The organism is Pseudomonas sp. M20 (assembly GCF_045037865.1).
Taxonomy (GTDB): domain Bacteria; phylum Pseudomonadota; class Gammaproteobacteria; order Pseudomonadales; family Pseudomonadaceae; genus Aquipseudomonas.
In genome coordinates this window covers 3864805-3881532 of the sequence record NZ_CP173611.1, presented here as the reverse complement: position 1 = coordinate 3881532, position 16728 = coordinate 3864805, and the positions used below count along the sequence as shown (strand labels likewise).

Genomic DNA, 16728 nt, shown 5'->3' with positions numbered 1-16728 from the left:
AACGCCTGAATCGAAGATCAGCGCAGCCTAGGTTGATTCTCCCCATGAGCGCAAGGCGCACGCTCGACCGGCGTTTTGCCGAGCATCTGAATACCGGCGCGGATCAGCCAGCCGGCGAGGATGAACGGCGCGGTCAGGGTGGCCAGGCCGACAGCGGCAAATAGCGGAGTGACCAGCAGCGCCAGCACGATGCCGACCAGTGGCAGCCAAGGTTGCTGGCGTTGCGCGGAGAATGCAAGGGCGGCGAGCACGGCGTTATAGCTGCCGAGACCGAGCAAAGCGGAGCCGCTTTCGTGATGCAGCAGGCTGGAGCCGAGGCCGATCACCGAGGCGAGCATTGCCCAGCAAAATGCGCGGCGATCAGCGACCAGCAAACCGATGGCAATCAGCGCGCCGGCCAGCGGATGGCCGAGGAACATCACCTGGCCCAAACCGCGCAATTCGGCGGCAAGCACATTCAGCGTGTTCATTTCGATGTGCGCCATCGGCGCTGACGGTTCGGCGAACAGCAGCAATACCCAGCTCATGGCCACGAACGGCGAGGTGTAGGCCGGTATGGCTCGGCTGCGATATACGTGTTTGAGCCATTGCTGCGTGACCATCGCGCTCAATCCGCCAGCGGCAAGAATCAGCGGCGGCAGCAGCGGCGACCAAGGGAAATACAGGCTCAGCAACAGGCCAAGCAAAATGCCGTTGTAGCTGAACAGTCCAGCCTGGCGATCAGCCTTGGCGTAGTTGCGGCGTTGCGCGGTGAGCAAACCGGCAACGGCACCGAGCAGCGCACCGGCGAACAGCACGGGCGCCGTCAGCAGGATCGCCAACAGGCACAACAGGCCGCACAGCGGATGACGCTGGAGGAATATTTGACTGAAACCGTTGAGCAAAGCCTCGGCCCAGTCGGGGCAGTGGGTGTTGAAATGATTGGCAGGCATGGCAGTTCTGAAAGTCAGAGAAACCGGGTTGCCTTCTTCGCCAGCAGGCTGGCTCCCACATTGAATCTTTGTTCAGTCATTGAGTTTGTGATGTACACAAATCAACTGTGGGAGCGAGCCTGCTCGCGAAGAGGCCGGTACAGGCGCTAAATCAATGTCTCGATCCGAAGCGAGTTAGTCGATCCGGGCTGCCCGAACGGCACGCCGGCAGTGATCAGCAACGTGTCACCACGCTCTGCCATGCCTTGCGCCTGGGCGATTTCCAGGGCGGTAGAGCAGACTTCGTCGACCTGACGCAGACGATCGTTGACCACCGAATGAATGCCCCACGCCACGCTCAAGCGCCGCGCGGTCTGCAGGTTCGGTGTCAGGTTGAGGATCGGCGCTTTCGGCCGTTCCCGCGCTGCACGCAGGCTCGATGCACCGGACTCGCTGTAGTTGACCAGCACCGCCACCGGCAGCACGTTGCTGATACGCCGGATCGCACAGCTGATCGCATCGGAAACGGTCGCTTCAGCTTTCGGCCGGCTGACGTCGAGTTGGGTCTGATAATCCGGACCGTTCTCAACCTGGCGAATGATCTTGCTCATCATCTGCACGGCTTCCAGCGGGTACTCACCGGAGGCGGTTTCCGCCGACAGCATCACCGCGTCGGCGCCTTCGGCCACGGCGTTGGCAACGTCCGTCACCTCGGCGCGGGTCGGAGCAGGAGAGAAGCGCATCGACTCGAGCATCTGCGTCGCCACCACCACCGGTTTGCCAAGTTCTCGGCAGGTGGTGATGATGTTTTTCTGAATCTGCGGCACGCTTTCGGCAGGTACTTCAACGCCGAGATCGCCACGGGCAACCATGATCGCGTCGCTCAGTTCAGCGATTTCACGCAATTGCTCGACGGCGGAAGGCTTCTCGATTTTCGCCATCAAAAAGGCTTTGTCGCCGATCAGTGCGCGGGCTTCGAGGATGTCTTGCGGGCGCTGCACAAACGACAGCGCGACCCAGTCCACACCCAGTTCCAGACCGAAGCTCAGATCGCGGCGATCCTTGGCGGTCAGCGGGCTGAGGTCGAGCACCGCTTGCGGCACGTTGACGCCTTTGCGGTCCGACAGTTCGCCGCCGTTGAGCACGGTGGTATCGATCGCGTCGGCGTATTTGGTGACCACGCGCAGACGCAGTTTGCCGTCGTCGAGCAGCAGATCCATGCCCGCTTCCAGCGCGGCAATGATCTCCGGATGCGGCAGATTCACCCGGCGCTCATCGCCCGGCGTCGCGTCCAGATCCAGACGGAATGCCTGACCACGATGCAGCTGCACCTTGCCGTCAGCGAACTTGCCGACGCGCAGTTTCGGCCCCTGCAAGTCCATCAGAATGCCCAGCGGATAGTTGAGCTGGCGCTCGACTTCGCGGATCCACTGATAGCGCTTGGCGTGGTCGGCGTGATCGCCGTGGCTGAAGTTCAGGCGGAAGATATTCACCCCGGCCTCGACCAGTTCACGGATGTCTTCGATGCCATCGACAGCAGGCCCGAGGGTGGCGAGGATTTTGACCTTTTTATCAGGCGTCATGATTTGCAGCTCTCAAGGATCAGAATGGCGCGGAAGTCGTTGACGTTGGTGCGGGTCGGCTCAGTGACGATCAGCGCATCGAGCGCCGCGAAATAGCCGTAGCCGTTGTTGTTATCCAGTTCATCACTGGCGCTCAAACCGAGGGCGGCGGCGCGGGCGTAGCTGTCCGGAGTCATGATCGCGCCGGCGTTGTCTTCCGAACCGTCGATGCCGTCGGTGTCACCGGCCAGCGCATAGACGCCGGGCTGGCCTTTGAGATTGTCGGTGAGGCTCAAGAGGAATTCGGCGTTGCGCCCGCCACGGCCATTGCCGCGCACGGTTACGGTGGTTTCGCCGCCGGAAAGGATCACGCACGGCGCTGCCAGTGGCTGGCCGTGGTTGATGATCTGGCGGGCGATGCCGGCGTGGACTTTCGCCACTTCGCGCGACTCACCTTCGAGGTCGCCGAGGATCAGCGTGCTGAAACCGGCCTGACGGCATTTCACCGCAGCGGCATCCAGCGATTGCTGAGGACGGGCGATCAACTGGAAGTGGCTGCGCGCCAAGGATGGATCACCGGGTTTGACGGTTTCCGACTCAGGGCTTTGCAACCAGTTACGCACCGAAACCGGAATCTCGATGCCGTAGCGTTTGATGATCGCCAGCGCTTCAGCGGAAGTGCTTGGGTCGGCCACGGTCGGGCCGGAAGCGATAACCGTGGCGAGGTCGCCCGGTACATCGGAAATTGCGTAGGTATAAACAGTGGCAGGCCAGCAGGCCTTGCCCAGACGCCCGCCCTTGATCGCCGAGAGGTGCTTGCGCACGCAGTTCATCTCGCCGATGGTCGCGCCGGATTTGAGCAGGGCTTTGTTGATCGATTGCTTGTCGGCGAGGGTAATGCCTGCGGCCGGCAACGCCAGTAGGGCAGAGCCGCCACCAGAGAGCAGGAAGATCACGCGGTCGTCTTCGCTCAGGTTGCTGACCAGTTCGAGCACGCGTTTGGCCACGGCCAGACCGGCAGCATCCGGGACGGGATGCGCGGCTTCGACCACTTCGATTTTTTCGCACGGAGCGCCGTGACCGTAACGGGTCACAACCAGGCCAGAGACTTCACCCTGCCAGCTGCGCTCGACCACTTGCGCCATCGCGGCGGCGGCTTTGCCGGCACCGATGACGATCACCCGGCCGCTACGATCGGCGGGCAAATGGGCTTCGAGGACCTGGTTCGGATGGGCCGCGTCGATGGCTGTGGCAAACAGCTCGCGCAGCAGTTGTTGCGGATCGACCGACATGGCGGGCTCCCGGAATTCTTGTTATTCGAAAGGGCGGTAGAGATCCCTGTGGGAGCGAGCTTGCTCGCGAAAGCGATGGATCAGTCAATATCCATGTCGACTGACACGCCCTCTTCGCGAGCAAGCTCGCTCCCACAGGTTTTAAGCGGTGGGGCAGTGGCTTATTTGTTGTCGCGAATCGAGAAGTTGGCCATGTGTTCCAGACCCTTGATCAGCGCCGAGTGGTCCCAATTGCTGCCACCGATCGCCGCGCAGGTGCTGAACACTTGCTGGGCGTTGGCGGTGTTTGGCAGGTTGATGTTCAGCTCTTTCGCGCCTTGCAGGGCCAGGTTCAGGTCCTTCTGGTGCAGGCTGATGCGGAAGCCTGGATCGAAAGTGCCTTTGATCATGCGCTCGCCGTGCACTTCAAGGATTTTCGAGGAGGCGAAACCGCCCATCAGTGCTTCACGCACCTTGGCTGGATCGGCACCGTTTTTCGAAGCGAACAGCAGGGCTTCAGCGACGGCCTGAATGTTCAGGGCAACGATGATCTGGTTGGCGACTTTGGCGGTTTGACCGTCGCCATTGCCACCGACCAGGGTGATGTTCTTGCCCATGGCCTGGAACAGCGGCAGCGCGCGTTCGAAGGCATCGGCGTCGCCACCGATCATGATGCTCAGGGTCGCGGCTTTGGCGCCGACTTCACCACCGGACACCGGTGCGTCGAGGTATTGCGCGCCTTTCTCGTTGATCTTTGCAGCGAATGCCTTGGTGGCGGTCGGCGAGATCGAGCTCATGTCGATAACGATTTTGCCTTTGCTCAGGCCTGCGGCAACGCCGTCGGCGCGGAATAGTACATCGTCGACCTGCGGGGTATCCGGCACCATGACGATGATGAATTCTGCTTCCTGCGCGACTTCGCGCGGGTTGGCCAGGGCGACGGCGCCAGCGGCAACCAGGTCGGCCGGGGCGGCGTCGTGGTGCGCCGACAGGAACAGGCTGTGACCGGCTTTCTGCAGGTTCGAAGCCATTGGGTGGCCCATGATGCCGGTGCCGATAAATCCGATTTTAGCCATGAGAAAATCCTCTTGTTTTTGTCTTGCTCAAGCAAATAGGGGGGAAGCTGTTGCTTTTATGTAGGAGTGAGCCTGCTCGCGATTCAGGCGCTGAGGTACATCAGGTGTACCGAGGTGAATTCATCGCGAGCAGGCTCACTCCTACAGGGGAGCTGCGTTAGATTGCGTTGTGGGTTTTCAGCCAGCCGAGGCCTGCTTCGGTGGTGGTCAGTGGCTTGTATTCACAGCCAACCCAACCCTGATAACCGATGCGGTCGAGGTGTTCGAACAGAAACCGGTAGTTGATTTCACCGGTGCCTGGTTCGTTGCGCCCCGGGTTGTCCGCGAGCTGCACATGGTTGATCTCACCCAGGTGCGATTGCAGGGTGCGGGCCAGATCGCCTTCCATGATTTGCATGTGATAGATGTCGTATTGCAGGAACAGATTGGCGCTGCTGACCTGCTCGCGAATCGACAGGGCTTGCGCCGTGTTGTTCAGGTAGAAACCCGGGATGTCACGGGTGTTGATCGCTTCCATCACCAGTTTGATGCCCGCTGCCTGCAGCTTGTCGGCGGCGTATTTCAGGTTGGCGACGAAGGTCTTTTCCACGGTGGCATCGTCAACGCCTTGCGGACGAATACCGGCCAGGCAGTTGATCTGGGTGTTGCCCAGCACTTGTGCGTAAGCGATGGCCAGATCGACACCAGCGCGGAACTCTTCAACCCGATCCGGCAGGCACGCGATACCGCGCTCGCCCTTGGCCCAGTCACCGGCCGGCAGGTTGAACAGCACTTGGGTCAGACCGTTGGCGTCGAGTTTGGCCTTGATTTCGGCGGAGCTGAAGTCGTACGGGAACAGGTATTCGACACCGCTGAAACCGGCCTTGGCGGCGGCGTCGAAACGGGCAAGGAAATCCTGTTCGGTGAACAGCATGGACAGGTTGGCTGCGAAACGCGGCATGGTGGTCTCCTAAAAACGGATGTGACACGGTTGGTCAGACTGAACGCGATCAAGTCCCCTCTCCTGGGGGAGAGGGTTAGGGTGAGGGGGATCCTGAGTCTGATCCGAATTTTGCGATCACCGCAAAACCTTTCCCTCACCCCAGCCCTCTCCCATAGGGAGAGGGGGCTAAAAGCGATCAATCAAGCAGCGAAATCGCCGTTGGCGCATCGTTGCCGACCAGCGCCAGATCTTCGAATTCGTTGACGGCGTTGATCTCGGTACCCATGGAGATGTTGGTCACGCGCTCCAGAATGATCTCGACGATCACCGGCACCTTGAACTCTTCGATCATCTGTTCGGCCTTGCGCAGGGCAGGGGCGATTTCCGATGGTTCGAACACCCGCAGCGCCTTACAGCCGAGGCCTTCAGCCACTGCGACGTGGTCAACACCGTAACCGTTGAGTTCCGGCGCGTTCAGGTTATCGAAGGACAGCTGCACGCAGTAGTCCATTTCGAACCCGCGCTGGGCCTGACGGATCAGACCCAGGTACGAGTTGTTCACCACGACGTGGATGTACGGCAGTTTGAACTGAGCGCCGACCGCCAGTTCTTCGATCATGAACTGGAAGTCATAGTCCCCCGACAGGGCCACGACTTTGCGGTTCGGATCGGCCTTCACCACGCCCAGCGCTGCCGGAATGGTCCAGCCCAACGGGCCTGCCTGGCCACAGTTGATCCAGTGACGCGGCTTGTAGACGTGCAGGAACTGCGCGCCGGCAATCTGCGACAGACCAATGGTGCTGACGTAGCAGGTGTCCTTGCCGAACACCTGGTTCATTTCTTCGTAAACGCGTTGCGGTTTCACCGGCACGTTGTCGAAGTGGGTCTTGCGATGCAGGCTGGCTTTGCGCTGCTGGCAGTCTTGCAGCCAGGCACTGCGGTTTTTCAGCTTGCCGGCGGCTTGCCATTCACGGGCGACTTCGATGAACACGGTCAGCGCAGCGGCGGCGTCGGACACGATGCCCAGATCCGGGGTGAACACACGACCGATCTGCGTGCCTTCGATGTCGACGTGAATGAATTTGCGGCCTTCGGTGTAGACGTCAACCGAACCGGTGTGACGGTTGGCCCAACGGTTACCGATACCCAACACCACGTCGGATTTCAGCATCGTCGCGTTGCCGTAACGGTGCGAAGTCTGCAGACCCACCATACCGACCATCAGCGGGTGATCGTCCGGGATGGTGCCCCAGCCCATCAGGGTCGGGATCACCGGGATGCCGGTCAGCTCAGCGAATTCAACCAGCAGATCGCTGGCGTCGGCGTTGATGATGCCGCCGCCGGCCACCAGCAATGGACGCTCAGCCTGATCGAGCAAAGCCAATGCCTTCTCGACCTGAACGCGGGTCGCGGTCGGTTTGGCCAATGGCAGCGGCTGGTAAGCGTCGATGTCGAATTCGATTTCGGCCATCTGCACGTCGAACGGCAGGTCGATCAGCACCGGGCCTGGACGGCCGGAGCGCATTTCAAAGAAGGCTTTCTGGAACGCATACGGCACTTGGCCCGGTTCCAGAACAGTGGTCGCCCACTTGGTGACTGGCTTGACGATGCTGGTGATGTCGACAGCCTGGAAGTCTTCCTTGTGCATACGGGCGCGGGGTGCCTGGCCGGTAATGCAGAGGATTGGAATCGAGTCGGCCGAGGCGCTGTAGAGCCCGGTGACCATGTCGGTACCGGCAGGGCCGGAAGTGCCGATGCACACGCCGATGTTGCCGGCCTTGGTGCGGGTGTAGCCCTCGGCCATGTGCGAGGCGCCTTCAACGTGGCGAGCAAGGACGTGATCGATGCCACCGACTTTTTGCAAGGCGGAGTACAGCGGGTTGATGGCAGCGCCCGGGATGCCAAAAGCGGTATCAACCCCTTCACGGCGCATCACCAGAACGGCGGCTTCGATTGCTCTCATTTTGCTCATGGTTTTGTGCCTCTTTACGTTTTGTAATTGTATACAAGTGGCTTTGCGCAGAGTGTATTCACGGCGGACGGCGCAGGTCAATCCATTTTCTCAAGCGCCTGTTTCATTCGTCGGAAGCCTTTATGACTGTGGCTTTTCGTCGCATGTGGCGCTTTTCGAAAATTATTGTATACAAAAAAATAACTCATTGTGTTCTATTTGTTGCATCGAGCTGCGGCAGAAAAGCGCAGCCCCACGACTTTCCCTATAACAAAATGAGGACGGCACCATGAGCGCTTTAACCTTGAAAGTCGCAGTCAACCTGGTCAACGAAGCCATCAACGCAGGGCGCCGCATCAACGCCGCGCCGCTGACCATCGCGGTACTTGATACCGGCGGCCACCTGATCACCCTGCAACGTGAAGACGGCGCGAGCCTGTTGCGCCCGAACATCGCCATCGGCAAAGCCTGGGGCGCGATCGCCTTGGGTAAAGGCTCGCGCCTGCTCGCACTCGACGCGCAACAACGCCCAGCGTTTATTGCCGCACTGAACAGCATGGGCCAGGGCAGCGTCGTGCCGGCACCGGGTGGTGTGTTGATTCGTGATCAGGCAGGGAATGTGCTGGGCGCAATCGGGATCAGCGGGGATTTGTCGGATATTGATGAGCAGGTGGCGATAAAAGCGGTGGAGGCGCTGGAGTTGCGGGCGGATGCGGGGGTGGCTGCTTGATCTTTAACGTCTGACCGAAAGTCATCGCTGGCAAGCCAGCTCCCACAAGGTTCTCTGTCGTATTGAGATTTTGTAACCAATACAAAACCCTGTGGGAGCTGGCTTGCCAGCGATGGCGGCCAGACTGACACATCATGAAAAAAGACAGATCCAGCCAAATAGATCGCTGAGGTCTAGCCTTTTGATGAACTCATCATGAAGGGGTAATGGATTGCCTGATCTTCCTGCTTCACATCGCCTGCGAGCCGGCCGCTATGCCGAGCCGAATCGAATCTATTTACTGACTACCAACACACTTGGTCGAGAACCGATCTTTGCCGATTTTGCTTTGGGCAGATTGGTCGTTCATCAGTTTCGTCGTGCGCAAAATCTTGGACTAGCAAAGTCACTGGCCTGGGTTGTTATGCCGGATCATTTTCACTGGCTGATCGAACTGGAAAATTGTTCGCTCAAAAAACTGATGCGCGAAACCAAGTCGCTGGTTACGCGGGAAGTGAATATGTCCATCCACCGGAAAGGACCGCTTTGGCAGCAGGGTTTCCACGACCGTGCGCTGCGGCGGGAAGAGGATCTGGTGAAAATGGCGCGATATATCGTAGCTAACCCTTTACGGGCGGGACTCGTCGAAGAGATTGGCGACTATCCGCTGTGGGATGCAGTCTGGCTTTAACAATTTTGAATGGAGTTGCCTCCATCGCTGGCAAGCCAGCTCCCACAAGGATTTGTGTTGGTTGCTAAATCTGAATTCAACACAAAAACCTGTGGGAGCTGGCTTGCCAGCGATGGCGTCTCCGCAAAACTTCAGTCCGGCTCACAGCCTTTCAACACCAACCGGATAATCGTCTGCGCCGCCGCTTCATAATCGGCTTCATCCAGCTTGTCCTTCCCCGTGATGGCAGAAATCTGCCAGTCAAAGTCGGCGTAGGTCTGGGTCGCGGCCCAGATGCTGAACATCAGGTGGTTGGGGTCGATCGGGGCGATCTGGCCGCGATCGATCCAGCTCTGGATGCAGTCGATGTTGTGCTTGGCCTGGCCGTTGAGCTGCTCGACCAGGTCGGCGCTCAGGTGCGGGGCGCCGTGCATGATTTCGCTGGCGAATACTTTCGAGGCGAAGGGCAGGTCGCGGGAGATACGGATCTTCGAGCGGATGTAGCCGCTCAGCACTTCGCTCGGTACGCCGTCCGGATTGAAAGGCGTCGAGGCCTGCAAAATCGGCACGATGATGCTTTCCAATACCTCGCGGTAGAGGTTTTCCTTGGACTTGAAGTAGTAGTAGACGTTGGGCTTGGGCAATCCCGCCTTGGCGGCGATGTCGCTGGTTTTGGTCGCAGCGAAGCCCTTGTCGGCAAACTCCTCACTGGCGGCACGCAGGATCAGTTCTTTGTTGCGCTCGCGGATTGTGCTCATAAACCCGGTGGTTCCTTGCCTGTTCTGGCGGTTGCGCATGGTAGCACCGGCCTCGCGCAGCGCTCAAGAATGCCCCGCGTGGTCTACGGTCGCGTTATGCTTCGCAACATTCATACATAAAAGGAAACAGGATTCATGGCAGGAAGCAGTTTGCTGGTGCTGGTCGACGATATTGCCACCGTGCTGGACGACGTGGCGTTGATGAGCAAAATGGCCGCCAAGAAGACCGCCGGCGTACTCGGCGATGATCTGGCGCTCAACGCCCAGCAGGTCTCCGGCGTACGTGCCGAGCGGGAAATTCCCGTGGTCTGGGCCGTGGCCAAGGGCTCGTTCGTCAACAAGCTGATTCTGGTGCCATCGGCGCTAGCGATCAGTGCGTTCGTGCCGTGGCTGGTGACGCCGCTGTTGATGGTCGGTGGTGCCTATCTGTGTTTCGAGGGCTTCGAGAAGCTCGCGCACAAGTTTCTGCACAGTGCGGCTGAAGATGAAGCCGAACATGCGCAACTGACTGAGGCGGTAGCGGATCCGGCGACGGATCTGGTGGCGTACGAGAAGGACAAGATCAAAGGCGCGATTCGCACCGACTTCATCCTCTCGGCAGAGATTATCGCGATCACTCTGGGCACCGTGGCAACTGCCTCGCTGACTCAGCAAGTGATTGTCATGTCCGGCATTGCGATTGTGATGACGGTGGGCGTTTATGGCCTGGTGGCGGGCATCGTCAAACTCGACGACCTCGGCCTGTGGCTGACGCAAAAGCCTGGGCAGTTTGCGAAAAAAGTCGGCAGCGCCATTCTCAGCGCCGCGCCATACATGATGAAAACCTTGTCGGTGGTCGGTACGGCAGCGATGTTCCTGGTCGGCGGCGGCATCCTCACCCACGGCGTGCCGGTGGTGCATGACTGGATTGAAGGCGTTGGCGCCGCGGCCGGCAGTGTCGGGTTTGCGGTGCCGATGTTGCTCAATGGTGTCGCGGGGATTATCGCTGGGGCAGTGGTGTTGGCGGTGGTTTCCGTTGTCGGCAAAATCTGGAAATCTCTGAAAAACTGACATTCAACACAAAACCCCTGTAGGAGTGAGCCTGCTCGCGATAGCGGTGTGTCAGCACTGCAAATGGTGGCGGGTAGACCGCTATCGCGAGCAGGCTCACTCCTACAGTTTGATCTTTGTTGCGACATGAAAAAGGGCCATTCGACTCGCATCGAATGGCCCTTTTTGTACCTGCCGAAAACTACTCGGCGATCTGCAACTTACGCGCCTCGGTATACACGTAACGCACCTTCTCGTACTCGAACGGCGAGTTCATCTGGCCATAACGGAAGCTGGTCTGATAACGCTTGTCGACCGCACGCAGGGCCCAGACTTCCGGATGGTTGGAGCTGACTTCCGAGACGTTGAGGAAGTTGATCGCCGATTCAGCGGTGTAATCGACAGCAAGGCCTGCAGTGTCGCGGATGTTCGACGGGCCGAAGATCGGCAGCACGAAGTAGGCACCGCCCGGTACACCGTAGAAGCCCAACGTCTGACCGAAGTCTTCGCTCTGACGCGGCAGGCCCATGGCGGTGGCCGGGTCCCACAGGCCGGCGATGCCGATGGTGGTGTTGAGCAGCAGGCGTGCGGTGGTTTCCATCGAGCGCTGGCCCTTGAACTGCAGCAGGCTGTTGACCAGGTTCGGGACGTCACCGAGGTTGTTGAAGAAGTTGCTCACGCCCGTGCGCAAAAAGCTGGGTGTGATGTAACGGTAGCCATCGACCACCGGCAGGAACACCCATTGGTCGAAGCGATAGTTGAAGTGGTAAACCCGGCGGTTCCACGATTCCAGCGGGTCGTAGACGTTCAGTGCGTTGAGCGTCGAACGCTCGAATTCGCGCTGATCCAGCCCCGGGTTGAACTTGAGTTTGGACAGCGGTTCCTTGAAGCCGTCGCTGTCGACGACCACCGGCGCGTTGGCTTTACTGTTGTCGGCCTGGGCCACGCCTGCGCAGAGGAGCGCTGCCATCAGCAGGAGATATTTAGCCACGGAAGAACTCCAGCATGGCGTCGCTGTTGACGCGGTAGTTAATGTTGCCGCAATGGCCGCCCAGAGGGTAAACGGTCAGGCGATCACCGAAGGTCTTGCGCAGGAAACCGAGGTCGCCCGGCCCGAGGATCACGTCGTCGGCGTTGTGCATCACGGCGATTTTCGGGCTGTCGTGCAGGTAATCCTTGAGCGCGTACAGGCTGACTTGATCGATCAGTTGCAGCAGGCTGCCGCCGTCGGTGCGCGCGCGCCACATCGGGATCACCTGATCGGTCAGGTAGCAGTCGAAGTCGCACTGCAGCGCACGCTTGAGGAACGGCGTGAGGCTGGTGCCTTCGGTGATCGGGAATTTCGGCGGGGTGATCAGGCCACGGCGGTTGATCAGGTCCGAGGTGAACGCAATGTCGGCCGCCGAGAAGCGGAACGAGGTGCCGATCAGCATCGCCATCTGTTCGTTGGTCAGGTGCTGCTTGGACTGCTGGAAGTCGTAGAGCAGCGCATCGTTGAGGTCGATGTAGCCTTTCTGCTGGAAGTAGCGGGTCAGCTTCGACAACACCAGCTCATAGAATGTCGTGCTGGTGTTGATGCCTTTAACTTCGGTTTGCACCAGTTTGTCGAGATTGGTGATCGAGGTGTAGAGGTTGACCGGCGGATTGAGCAACAGCACTTTCTTGAAGTTGAAGCTGCGGCGCGTCTCGTCCAGATGCGCAACGAACGCGGCATCCAGAGCGCCGAGGCTGTAACCGGTCAGGTAATACTCGGTGACTGGCAGCTTGGGATTTTGCGCGCGAACGGCTTGCATCACCCGGTACATGTCTTCGGCGTCTTCCTTGGTCACGCCCGGCGTGGCGAAACGCGAGGCCGCGCTGATGAAGTCGAAACTGGTCGGCGACGACAGCTGCACAACGTGGTAGCCGGCCTTGTAGTAAAGCTTTTTCAGGTATTCGTTGAGCGTGCTGTCATAGCGCGCGCCGGTGCCGGCGATCAGGAAGATCAGCGGTGCCGGCTTGTCCTGGGTGGCGATGCGGTAGGTGAGCTTTTTCACCGCCCAGAAGTTGTCCGGCAGGATGAACTCTCGTTCCGGACGCAACGTCAAGCTGCGGTCCGACTGATTGATGTCGTCGTCCAGCGGCAATTCCGGGCGCAAGTCCGGCGGCGTCGTGGCGATGGTCGCCTCGAACGGGTTGGTCAGGGGATAGCCATAACTGGCGGCATCGATATCCACCGCCAGTGCGGACGCACTCAAAATAAGGCCGCTGAACAGCGCGGCGAAGCGCAAGGAACGGAGCATGACTAGATCCCTTAGAGGAAGGTGCCGAATGAAGTTCGCAGGCTATGACCACCGGGGTTGCGCCAAAGTGCCATGCTGCGGCACCAAACAGGCAGAATTCGGAGTAATAGTAGCTGGACGATACACTTTGCACGCCCTGAATGAACAGTTAACAGTTGTTAGTTCTTGCACACGGCTGGCGGCAGATTAAGCTGGCCGCCGATTTCCGAAGATTGGAGTGTTTCATGTCCCACCGTTTTCCCGTGATTTTGCTGCTCGTTCTGTTGCCGTTGTGGCTGGCCGCCAGTTATGGCGCGCGTTATGGCTTTATGGAAGACGGGCAGTGGGTCGGTATCTGCGTGGATGAGGCCAGCCGCTGGGAATGTCAGGTGCGTTCGAACCTGGGCTTGATGATTCATTTCAAGGTGTTGGGCTGGACGGCGCTCGGCGCGGCGCTGATCGGTTTCGTGTTGCCCGGGCGGGCAGGGTGGTGGCTGGCGGTGCTGGCGCTGGTGTTCGGCGTGCCGGCACTGGCGTTGTACAACACCACGTTGGCGGTGTTTGCGTTGGTGATTGCCGGGTTGCGACTGGTCCGCGAGTCCCGTAGCGACTGATGGAAAAGATCGCAGCCTTCGGCAGCTCCTACATTGAAATGGCGTACACCTTGTAGGAGCTGCCGAAGGCTGCGATCTTTTGATCTTGCTTTTGATCAGTCTTTTCGAACGCGCAGGCAGCGCCACAAAGCAGCCACCATCAACCCGCTGACCAACGCCCAACCCCACGCCTGCTGATTCTGCAACCCTTCCTGATACAGCTGCGGCGCAATCCCCGCGCCGACAATAAACGTCAGCAGGGCAATTTCCCGGCGCGGCACGCTGACCGGACGGCACAGATAAACCAGCGCCGGCAGCACGAACGCCATGCTCGCAAAGCTGCGATAACGCGGATCGAACACCATCTCCAGCATCATCACCGCAGCGGCAAAGCCTGCTGCCGCGACCAGCCAGCCCGCGCGGCGCTCCAGTAGATTGAACGCCCGCTCACGCCAGCCGGCACGCGCGCTCAGCGTCAGCGCAGCGTGTGCCAACACCAACAGATTCAACGCCGTCAGCAAACCGACCCACAACCACTCACTGGCAAACCGCGTAGTCACCCGCGCCAGATCACCCCAAGCGCCAATCGAGCAAGCGGCGAGGGCACCCAGCAGCGGCAACACCAGCGCCGAGCGCGTAGTGCGAACGCGACCGCCAAGGATCAGCGTGCCAAGAAAAATCAAACCACCGACCGCCAGCCATTCCTTCCAGTAGGGAACGTTGGTCACCGGCCCGGCCAGCACGCCCTTGTCTTGACGGTCGGCATCGAACAAGCCCCAATAACCGCCAACCGCGCCCTCACTGCCGCGCTTCCACGGCTGGTCAAACGCTTCGATCAGGTTGTAATGCCAGCCCTCCTTCTCGGCCATCGCGACAAAACCACGAATGAATTTGGCCTCATTGACCCGACTCGGCAGGGCGGTCTCGCGCTGACGGCCTTCGCTCGGCCAGCCGGTTTCGCCGATCATTACGTCCTTCGGTGCGAACTTATTGCCGAACACTTGGCGCACATCCGCGACATGTTGCAGGGCGACGTCGATGTTTGACGGATCATCTTCCCAGTACGGCAGCAGGTGAATGGTCAGGAAGTCCACCGCCGGCGCGATTTCCGGATGCTTGAGCCAGAACTCCCAGACATCGGCGTACGTCACCGATTGCTTGACCTGACTTTTGACCTTGTTGATCAATCGGGCCAGTTGCGCGCCGGTGACTTCCTTGCGCAGCAGCGCCTCGTTGCCGACGATCACCGCGCTGACCACGTCCGGGTTGGCGTTGGCCGATTTGATCAGCAGGTCGACTTCTTTCTCGGTGTCCACCGGATTGCTGTTGACCCATGCGCCGATCATCAATTTGAGACCATGTTTGCGCGCCAGATCCGGCAGGGCTTCGAGGCCCGTCATCGAATAAGTGCGAATGCACTCAAAGCGTGTCGCCAGCAATGCGAGATCGGCGTCCATGCGCTCCGGGCGCAGCTTGAACGGCACGTCGAACGGTGATTGGTCTTTATCGAACGGGGTGTAGGAGGCGCACTGCAATTTATGCGTCGGGGTCGCAGCGTCGGGCAGGATCACCGGTTGGCCGAGGCCGTACCAGAAGCCCCCGAGGGCAAACAGCCCAAGCAGGCAGGCGAAGAGATAAGGCAGAAAGGGAAAACGGGAAGTCGCGGACATGGTCAGGCCGAGTGGCTGCAAAGCGACGCATGTTACCTGCATTTATAGAGGGGTTGGTGGCCCGCATGATTTGTACATGCAAAGTTCGGGCGGATTGTCTGGCGTCAAATATTCGGGCGCCATTAATGGCCTTGTGATGTCGTTTCTCGTTGTCTTGAGGTCGCTGGCAGAGCAGGTCGACTGCCGCGTGAGGTTGATGATCAAGCCATCAGTGCTCCGCTGATGTTCTAACGAGTTTGCGGTCAGGCGTGATGGGGGCGCCGTGCACCATAACAATACGTTGACGCCGCCCGTCATCCGTCGGGCGCAGCATTTCGGGGAAGTAACGATGAAGATGCGACGACTTTTAGGCGCAAGTGCTGCTCTGGTGCTTGCGATGAGTTCCACGTTCGCCAGTGCAGAAAAACAGACCCTGAACATCGGTTACGTTGACGGTTGGTCCGACAGCGTCGCGACCACCCACGTGGCGGCCGAGGTGATCAAACAGAAACTCGGCTACGACGTGAAACTGCAAGCCGTTGCCACCGGGATCATGTGGCAGGGTGTTGCCACCGGCAAGCTCGACGCCATGCTCTCCGCCTGGCTGCCAGTGACCCATGGCGAGTACTGGACGAAGAACAAGGATCTGGTCGTCGACTACGGCCCGAACTTCAAGGATGCGAAAATCGGCCTGATCGTGCCGGAGTATGTGAAAGCCAAGTCGATCGAAGACCTGAAAACCGATGACACCTTCAAAAATCGCATCGTCGGTATCGACGCCGGTTCGGGCGTTATGCTCAAAACCGATCAGGCGATCAAGGATTACGGCCTCGACAAATACAGCCTCAAAGCCAGTTCTGGCGCCGGCATGATTGCCGAGCTGACCCGTGCCGAGAAGAAAAACGAATCCATCGCGGTCACCGGTTGGGTGCCGCACTGGATGTTCGCCAAGTGGAAACTGCGCTTCCTCGACGACCCGAAAGGCGTGTATGGCGCGGCTGAAACCGTGAACAGCATCGGCAGTAAAGAACTCGCGACCAAAGCACCGGAAGTGGCCAAGTTCCTGAAGAACTTCCAGTGGGCGTCGAAAGACGAAATCGGCGAGGTCATGCTGGCAATCCAGGACGGTGCCAAGCCTGACGCAGCGGCGAAAGATTGGGTCGCCAAGCACCCGGATCGCGTGGCTGACTGGACCAAATAACCGCAACACCGCTGTACCCCTGTAGGAGTGAGCCTGCTCGCGATAGCGTCCTGTCAGTTGATGAAAATGTCGACTGATACGACGCCATCGCGAGCAGGTTCACTCCTACAGTTGTTTTGTGTGTACCGGAAATTGGCAAAAGTGTCATGGCGTTCTACTACTAAG

At 59.4% G+C, this 16728-nt stretch carries 15 protein-coding genes; 5 read left to right on the top strand and 10 right to left on the bottom strand.

Going from position 1 to position 16728, the window contains the following annotated elements; all coding sequences use genetic code 11:
• Window positions 1-17 precede the first annotated feature (17 nt).
• The 6 genes from ACI514_RS17155 to gcl form a co-directional block, all read right to left on the bottom strand.
• Entirely contained in the window at window positions 18-932 is a 915-nt protein-coding gene (locus tag ACI514_RS17155) for an urea transporter (protein ID WP_160056854.1), read from the bottom strand.
• A gap of 146 nt (window positions 933-1078) precedes the next feature.
• The gene (pyk, locus tag ACI514_RS17150) at window positions 1079-2494 is read right to left on the bottom strand and encodes a pyruvate kinase (protein WP_405122075.1); all 1416 of its coding nucleotides are present in this window, start codon (window positions 2492-2494) and stop codon (window positions 1079-1081) included.
• Window positions 2491-3765 (bottom strand): glycerate kinase, encoded by a 1275-nt coding sequence (locus ACI514_RS17145; protein ID WP_405122074.1) that lies wholly within the window; start codon window positions 3763-3765, stop codon window positions 2491-2493. Before ACI514_RS17145 ends, pyk begins: the two co-directional genes overlap by 4 nt.
• A 161-nt stretch (window positions 3766-3926) precedes the next feature.
• Window positions 3927-4820 (bottom strand): 2-hydroxy-3-oxopropionate reductase, encoded by an 894-nt coding sequence (locus ACI514_RS17140; RefSeq protein ID WP_007919937.1) that lies wholly within the window; start codon window positions 4818-4820, stop codon window positions 3927-3929.
• A 157-nt stretch (window positions 4821-4977) separates the two neighbouring features.
• Window positions 4978-5760 (bottom strand): hydroxypyruvate isomerase, encoded by a 783-nt coding sequence (hyi, locus tag ACI514_RS17135; protein ID WP_405122073.1) that lies wholly within the window; start codon window positions 5758-5760, stop codon window positions 4978-4980.
• Window positions 5761-5938: 178 nt separating this feature from the next.
• Window positions 5939-7714 (bottom strand): glyoxylate carboligase, encoded by a 1776-nt coding sequence (gene gcl / locus ACI514_RS17130; protein ID WP_008083509.1) that lies wholly within the window; start codon window positions 7712-7714, stop codon window positions 5939-5941.
• 268 nt (window positions 7715-7982) lie between these two features.
• Between gcl and ACI514_RS17125 the strand changes: the two genes are divergently transcribed.
• Both ACI514_RS17125 and ACI514_RS17120 read left to right on the top strand, forming a co-directional pair.
• Window positions 7983-8423, top strand: a complete 441-nt coding sequence (locus ACI514_RS17125; RefSeq protein ID WP_160056862.1) for a heme-binding protein — start codon at window positions 7983-7985, stop codon at window positions 8421-8423.
• Between the two features lie 211 nt (window positions 8424-8634).
• Window positions 8635-9093, top strand: a complete 459-nt coding sequence (locus ACI514_RS17120; protein WP_405122072.1) for an REP-associated tyrosine transposase — start codon at window positions 8635-8637, stop codon at window positions 9091-9093.
• A gap of 131 nt (window positions 9094-9224) precedes the next feature.
• Here ACI514_RS17120 and ACI514_RS17115 read toward each other — a convergent pair whose 3' ends face one another.
• A complete protein-coding gene (locus tag ACI514_RS17115; RefSeq protein ID WP_077571699.1) occupies window positions 9225-9830 on the bottom strand; it encodes a TetR/AcrR family transcriptional regulator in 606 nt (201 codons plus the stop codon).
• A 135-nt stretch (window positions 9831-9965) separates the two neighbouring features.
• On the opposite strand from ACI514_RS17115, the gene ACI514_RS17110 reads away from it, so the two are divergent.
• Window positions 9966-10880, top strand: coding sequence for a DUF808 domain-containing protein (locus tag ACI514_RS17110; protein WP_160056864.1), 915 nt, complete (start codon window positions 9966-9968; stop codon window positions 10878-10880).
• Window positions 10881-11061: 181 nt separating this feature from the next.
• Here the strand turns inward: ACI514_RS17110 and ACI514_RS17105 are convergent, their stop codons facing one another.
• On the bottom strand, window positions 11062-11850 hold the full coding sequence (locus tag ACI514_RS17105) for a VacJ family lipoprotein (RefSeq protein ID WP_008087290.1): 789 nt from the start codon (window positions 11848-11850) through the stop codon (window positions 11062-11064).
• Window positions 11843-13141: a serine/threonine protein kinase gene (locus ACI514_RS17100; RefSeq protein ID WP_160056866.1), complete on the bottom strand. Its 1299-nt coding sequence runs from the start codon at window positions 13139-13141 to the stop codon at window positions 11843-11845. The genes ACI514_RS17105 and ACI514_RS17100 overlap by 8 nt, the downstream gene beginning before the upstream one ends.
• Window positions 13142-13365: 224 nt before the next feature.
• Here ACI514_RS17100 and ACI514_RS17095 point away from each other — a divergent pair, with 224 nt between their 5' ends.
• On the top strand, window positions 13366-13734 hold the full coding sequence (locus ACI514_RS17095; RefSeq protein WP_160056868.1) for a hypothetical protein: 369 nt from the start codon (window positions 13366-13368) through the stop codon (window positions 13732-13734).
• A 95-nt stretch (window positions 13735-13829) separates the two neighbouring features.
• Here the strand turns inward: ACI514_RS17095 and ACI514_RS17090 are convergent, their stop codons facing one another.
• A complete protein-coding gene (locus tag ACI514_RS17090) occupies window positions 13830-15425 on the bottom strand; it encodes a beta (1-6) glucans synthase (protein ID WP_405122071.1) in 1596 nt (531 codons plus the stop codon).
• 286 nt (window positions 15426-15711) lie between these two features.
• Between ACI514_RS17090 and ACI514_RS17085 the strand changes: the two genes are divergently transcribed.
• The gene (locus ACI514_RS17085; RefSeq protein WP_016987515.1) at window positions 15712-16563 is read left to right on the top strand and encodes a glycine betaine ABC transporter substrate-binding protein; all 852 of its coding nucleotides are present in this window, start codon (window positions 15712-15714) and stop codon (window positions 16561-16563) included.
• The last annotated feature ends 165 nt before the right edge of the window (window positions 16564-16728 follow it).